At 70.2% G+C, this 5651-nt stretch carries 6 protein-coding genes; 5 read left to right on the forward strand and 1 reads right to left on the reverse strand.

What is annotated here, in order from left to right; genetic code table 11:
- From cax to D7V97_RS39275, 4 genes are all read left to right on the forward strand, one after another.
- On the forward strand, positions 1-1153 hold a 1153-nt coding region (gene cax, locus D7V97_RS39260), incomplete at its 5' end, for a calcium/proton exchanger (protein WP_233583520.1).
- A 10-nt stretch (positions 1154-1163) separates the two neighbouring features.
- A complete protein-coding gene (locus D7V97_RS39265) occupies positions 1164-2087 on the forward strand; it encodes a DMT family transporter (protein WP_120615700.1) in 924 nt (307 codons plus the stop codon).
- Between the two features lie 73 nt (positions 2088-2160).
- Positions 2161-3135, forward strand: coding sequence for an MBL fold metallo-hydrolase (locus tag D7V97_RS39270; protein ID WP_120615701.1), 975 nt, complete (start codon positions 2161-2163; stop codon positions 3133-3135).
- A gap of 35 nt (positions 3136-3170) precedes the next feature.
- Positions 3171-3797, forward strand: coding sequence for an MOSC domain-containing protein (locus tag D7V97_RS39275; RefSeq protein WP_120615702.1), 627 nt, complete (start codon positions 3171-3173; stop codon positions 3795-3797).
- A gap of 82 nt (positions 3798-3879) precedes the next feature.
- On the opposite strand, the gene D7V97_RS39280 is transcribed toward D7V97_RS39275, so the two are convergent.
- A complete protein-coding gene (locus D7V97_RS39280; RefSeq protein WP_199729128.1) occupies positions 3880-5355 on the reverse strand; it encodes a pentapeptide repeat-containing protein in 1476 nt (491 codons plus the stop codon).
- Positions 5356-5399: 44 nt separating this feature from the next.
- Here D7V97_RS39280 and D7V97_RS39285 point away from each other — a divergent pair.
- On the forward strand, positions 5400-5651 hold a 252-nt coding region (locus D7V97_RS39285), incomplete at its 3' end, for a S4 domain-containing protein (protein ID WP_255424877.1).

The following is a 5651-nucleotide window of genomic DNA, read 5'->3' on the forward strand; positions in this document are numbered from 1 at the left end:
GCATCCCCCGCTGGCGAGGCCCTCCGTGAGCACCCCCGCGTCCGTCACCCCGTCGTCCCCTGGCGCCCCGGAAGGCGAGGAGAAGGGGGGCTTCAACATCGACCACCTCTTCCTCGGCATGCTGGCGGTGTTCTTCCCGCTGGCCATCGCGTCGCACTTCTTCTTCCCGGGGACGTGGACGTTCATCCTCTGCGCGGTGGCCCTCATCCCGCTGGCGCGCCTGATGGGCGAGGCCACGGAGGTGATTGCCCACAGGTTGGGCAGCGGCCTGGGCGGCCTGATGAACGCGTCGTTCGGCAACGCCGCGGAGCTCATCATCGCGCTCGCCGCGCTGCGCTCCGGCCATGCGGACGTGGTGAAGGCGTCCATCACCGGCGCCATCCTGGGCAACCTGCTGCTGGTGCTGGGCGCGGCCATCCTCGCGGGCGGCCTGAAGTTCCCCCGGCAGACCTTCAACGCCACCGCGGCGCTGTCCGGCTCCGCCATCATGTTCCTGGCGCTCACCGCCATGTCCATCCCGGACCTGTTCCACGCGGCGCGCGGCCCCGCGGGAGACGCCGTCATCTTCCCGATGTCGGTGGCCATCTCCGTCATCCTGCTCATCGTCTACGCGCTGTCGCTGCTCTTCTCCCTGCGGACGCACTCGCACCTGTACGCGGGTGAGGACCAGGGCACGCCGGAGGAGCTGCCCACGTGGAGCACGAAGAAGGCCTCCATCGTCCTGCTGGGCGCCACGCTGGGTGTGGTGGTGGTGGCGGAGTTCCTGGTGCACGCCATTGAACCGGCCATCGCCACGTTCGGCTTCACGCACACCTTTGTCGGCGTCATCATCATCGCCATCATCGGCAACGCGGCGGAGCACTCCACCGCCATCCTGATGGCGCTGAAGAACAAGATGGACCTGGCGTTCAACATCGCCTTCGAGTCCTCCAAGCAGATCGCCCTCTTCGTCGCGCCGGTGCTGGTGCTGGTGTCCATTCCCCTGGGCCAGAACCTGACGCTGGAGTTCAGCCACATGGAGGTGCTGGGCATCGCCATCGGCACGGGGGCGGCGACGCTCATCGCGCTGGACGGCGAGTCCAACTGGCTGGAGGGCGTGATGCTGCTGGGCGTCTACGCCATCCTCGGCGTCGCGTTCTTCTTCATTCCGTAGGGACCGGGCGATGACGCAGGAAGGTGACGGGGCGCGGTGGCGGGCGGACGGGGCGTTGGTGCTCCTCACCGTGTTCTGGGGCGTGACGTTCGTGGTGGTGAAGGACGCGCTCGCGTTCGCGGACCCCTTCACCTTCCTCACCCTGCGCTTCGCGGTGGGTGGGGCGGTGATGGCCGCGCTCGCCGGCCGGCGGATGTTCGCGCCCGGCACGGTGAAGAAGGGCGCGCTGCTGTCGGCGGTGTTGTTCCTGTGCTTCGCGTTCCAGACGGTGGCGCTGACGGACACCACGCCGTCGCGCGCGGCGTTCCTCACCGGGCTCAACGTCCTCTTCGTTCCGCTGTTCTCGGTGGTGCTGCTCAAGCACATCCCCCGCTGGGGCACCTTCGTGGGCGTGGTGCTGGCGGCGGTGGGCCTGTACGCGCTGACGCGGCCCACCGGGGGCCCGGTGCAGTCCGGCCACTTCCTGGGGCTGTACCTGGGGGACTGGCTGTCCATCGGGTGCGCGGTGGCGTACGCGGTGCACATCCTGCTCACGGAGCGCTTCGCCTCGCGCGACGGCGTGCTGGGGCTGGTGGCGGTGCAGCTGCTGGGCGTGATGGTGCTGTCCGCGCTGTGCCTGCCGTTCGTGGAGCGGCGGCTTTCGTGGACACCGTCGCTCGTGGGCGCGGTGCTGACGTGCGGCGTGCTCGCGAGCGCGGTCGCCATCGGCGTGCAGACGTGGGGACAGGCGCGCACCACGGCGGTGCATGCGGCGGTCATCTTCGCGATGGAGCCCGTGTTCGCGTCGGCCTACTCCGTCGCGGTGGGGCGCGAGGTGCTGGGGCCGCGCGAATGGGTCGGTGGCGCGCTCATCCTCCTGGGCGTGCTCATCTCCGAACTGGGCCCGGTGGTGTGGGACGGATGGCGGGCACGGGGCCGCACGCCCGCCGCCTGAGCATCCGGCGCAAGGGGTGTGTCCGGCCGGGAGCGCGGGCACCCGGGGCGCGCTATAGACAGCGCCCGAACCCATGAGCGTGGAGCTGAGACGAAACGGGCTGCACCTGACGGGCACCCCCCTGTCGCTGGACGCGAAGCGCAAGTCGCCGCTGTCCTTCGTGAGCCACGGGCACTCGGACCACATCGCCCGGCACGAGAGCACCATCGCCACGGCGGCCACGCTGCGCTTCATGGCCCACCGGCTGGGCCCGGTGCGCGCGCCCCTGGCGGTGCCCTTCCGCCGCCCCTTCGCCCTGGGGCCGCTGATGCTGGAGCTGCTGCCCGCGGGCCACATCCTGGGCAGCGCGCAGCTGCGCGTCGTGCGCGCGGACGGCCGGCGCATCGTCTACACCGGCGACCTGAACACCGCGCCGTCGCTCACCGCGGAGGCGACGGAGGTGGCGACGTGCGACACGCTCGTCATCGAGTCCACCTTCGGCCACCCGCGCTACCGCTTCCCGCCGCGCCCGGAGGTGCTGGGGCAGGTGGAGACGTGGCTGCGCGCGCAGCTCAACCGGGGCGTGACGCCGGTGCTGCTGGGCTATCCGCTGGGCAAGAGCCAGGAGGCGATGAAGCAGCTCGCGGACCGCGGCTTCCAGCTCGTCGCGCACCCGTCCATCTTCGAGGTCGCGGAGCTGTACGCGGAGCTGGGCGTCCCCATCCCCAACCTGCGCCTCTATGACGGCCGGGTGGAGCCGGGGGAGGTGCTCTTCTTCCCGCCGCACCTGGTGCGGGGCGGGGGACTGGCGCCCCACTGGCCCCGGGCGACGGCGGTGCTCACCGGCTGGGCCATGGACCCCGGCGGCGCGCGGCGCTACGGCGCGGACGTGGCCTTCCCGCTGTCGGACCACGCGGACTTCCCGTCGTTGATGCGCTACGTGAAGGACACCGGGGCCACGGAGGTCATCACCTGCCACGGGTTCGCGGCGGAGCTGGCCCAGGCGCTGTGCGACGCGGGCACGGACGCCCGCCCGCTGGGCAAGCCACAGCAGATGGCGTTGTTCTGATTTTCCGCGCGGAAGCGTTAGAACGGTCGCCCGATATGACCGCACCCGCTCCCTCGCTCTCCGGCCATCTTGCCAACGTGCTGCTGTGCACGGACCCCGAGAAGAAGCGCTTCGTCACCCGTGAGGTGCCCGAAGTGCAGGTGTCCTTCGAAGGCTTCGTGGGGGACCGCCACGCGGGCCTCACGCGGCTGGCGGACGTGCGCACGCCCTGGTTCCCCAAGGGCACGGTCATCCGCAACACCCGGCAGGTGTCGGTGGTGTCGCGCGAGGAGCTGACGGAGGTGGCCCGCGCCATGGGCATCCCGAACGTGCTGGCCTCCTGGCTGGGCGCGAACCTGGAGCTCGTGGGCGTGCCCAGGCTGACGCACCTGCCGCCGGGCACGCGGCTGTTCTTCCCCGAAGAGGCCACGCTGGTGATGGAGGGGGAGAACCAGCCCTGCATCCACCCGGGCCGCGCCATCGAAGCGCACCACCCGGACCTGAAGGGGCTCGCCAGCCGCTTCGTGAAGGCCGCGTGGCAGAAGCGGGGGCTGGTGGGCTGGGTGGAGCGCCCGGGCCTCATCCGCGCCGGTGACGAGGTGCGGGTGATGCTGCCCCCGCCCGTGACGTACTCGCTGCCCGCCGCGCCCGCCGTGGAAGCGAAGCGCGAACAGGTGGGCTGACGAAAGCAGAAGGCCCGGCAGGGACGCTTTCGCGCTCCGACCGGGCCCGTTGCTCACCTCCGCATCACGGAGGCGAGGGGACTCAAGCCTCCGGCGACTGGACGATGAGCTTCTCCTTGCCGCACACGTCGCACCGCACGTGTACGAACAGGTCCTCATCGCTGTCCTCGGGGACTTCACCTTCGGGCACGCCCAGCTCCGCCTTGGCCAGCGTGGGCACCTTGGACGGGATGTCCTGCGCCTTGAGCGACTGCACGTAGGTCATCTCGCGCTCGTGGCACTCGCGCACCTCCGGGCCGGTGAGCCACGTGGGCTCCATGCCCTCCGGCAGCCGGCTGAGCAGCTCCAGGTTGGACACCGACTCCGCCAGGTACGCGAGCCTGCGCAGGCGCACCTCCTCCGGCAGCGCCGCGAACACCTGGAAGCCTTCCAGGAGCGCCTGGCGGTCATCACCCGTCGCCGCCTGCGCCAGCTCCATGGACGCCTCGCTCGACTCCAGCGCCTCGTCCCAGTTGTTCTCCGGGTTGAAGCCCGCCTCCAGGAGCGACGTGTAGAGCTGCGAGGCGGCCATCCGGCGACGCACCTCGTGCAGGTGCTCCACCACCTCGTGCGTCAGCCGCAGCTCCAGCAGCGCGCCCGTGGTGCGCGGGTCGATGGAGCCCGTGAGGTCGTCCACCTCCACCTCGGCGCGCAGCTCACCCTTGAGCTGCTTGGCCGCGGCGAAGCGGAACAGGGGCAGCACGCCCACCTCGCGCAGGTACACCGCCGCGACGTTGGCCTCCTTGCCGCCCATGCGCAGCGCCTTCTGCGCGCGCTCCACCGCCGCGGGGTCCGCCGCGGGCTTCTTGTTCTCCAGCCGCGTCTTCACCGCCTCGCGGTAGAGCGTCTCCAGCGAGTTGCCCGGAGGCAGTCGCTGGGGCAGGAGCGGACGCAGGCCCGGCACGTCCAGCACCCAGAGCGGGGGAGCGCCCACGTGCTTGAGCGCCCGGAAGAAGAGCGAGCCCGGCGGATCCTGCGGACGGAACGGCGGCAGGTCGTCCGGATGCGCGGGGTTGGAGCCCTCCATCGCGTTGCCGCCGTGCGTCTGGCCGAGCATCTTCTCGCGCTGTTCACGCGTGAACGCCGTGATGCCCTGCACGGGCGGGGGCGGAGGAGGCGGCGCTTCCTCGCCATCCAGACCCGTGACGCGATCCATGTCCACGTCGTCCAGCTCCAGGTCCTCCAGACCCTTGGCGCCGGTGAAGTCGCATCTCAGGAGCTTCAGTTTTTCGAAGGTACAGCCTTCCAGGTTGGCGCCGCGGAAGTCGCAGTCCTGCAGGCGGCCTCCGTGGAAGTAGGCGTTGGAGAGGTCCGCGTCCCGGAAGTTCATCTTCGACAGGTCACAGCGCTCCCACTCGGAGCCCACCAGTCCGAGCCCGGACAGGTCGGCATTGGCGGAGAACAGCTGCGTGAACGTGGCGCCGGTATGATCGGTGGCCACCTGGGAGGACTTCCTCAGGCGGTTCCACTCGGCGGAGCCACTCTGGAGCAGCTTCTCGATAGTTGGGGCTTTCGGCATGGACCGCGAATTATTCGTGTGGTCTGGTCCAGGCGCCAGCACAAATGATCGAGTACCGAATTGAAGCCGACACCGTCGGGATGCGACTGGACAAGCACCTGCGCAAGCGGATGCCCAACGTCCCGGTCAGCCACCTGTTCAAGATGATCCGCACCAAGAAGGTGCGGGTGAACGGCAAACGCGCGCAGCCGGAGCAGTTGCTCGCTGAAGGAGACGTGCTCACCATCCGCGGCAACGAAGAGCAACTCACCCTCGCGGAGCGTCCGAAATCGGACCGTCCCAAGCCCCCGCCGCCC

This window comes from Corallococcus sp. CA053C (assembly GCF_003611675.1).
Taxonomy (GTDB): Bacteria; Myxococcota; Myxococcia; order Myxococcales; family Myxococcaceae; genus Corallococcus.

What these genes read in the sequence shown, in the direction of transcription:
- D7V97_RS39265 (WP_120615700.1), top strand. Translation starts at nt 1,164, where the DNA reads ATGACGCAGGAAGGTGACGGGGCGCGGTGGCGGGCGGACGGGGCGTTG.
- D7V97_RS39270 (WP_120615701.1), top strand. Translation starts at nt 2,161, where the DNA reads ATGAGCGTGGAGCTGAGACGAAACGGGCTGCACCTGACGGGCACCCCC.
- D7V97_RS39275 (WP_120615702.1), top strand. Translation starts at nt 3,171, where the DNA reads ATGACCGCACCCGCTCCCTCGCTCTCCGGCCATCTTGCCAACGTGCTG.
- D7V97_RS39280 (WP_199729128.1), bottom strand. Translation starts at nt 5,355, where the DNA reads ATGCCGAAAGCCCCAACTATCGAGAAGCTGCTCCAGAGTGGCTCCGCC.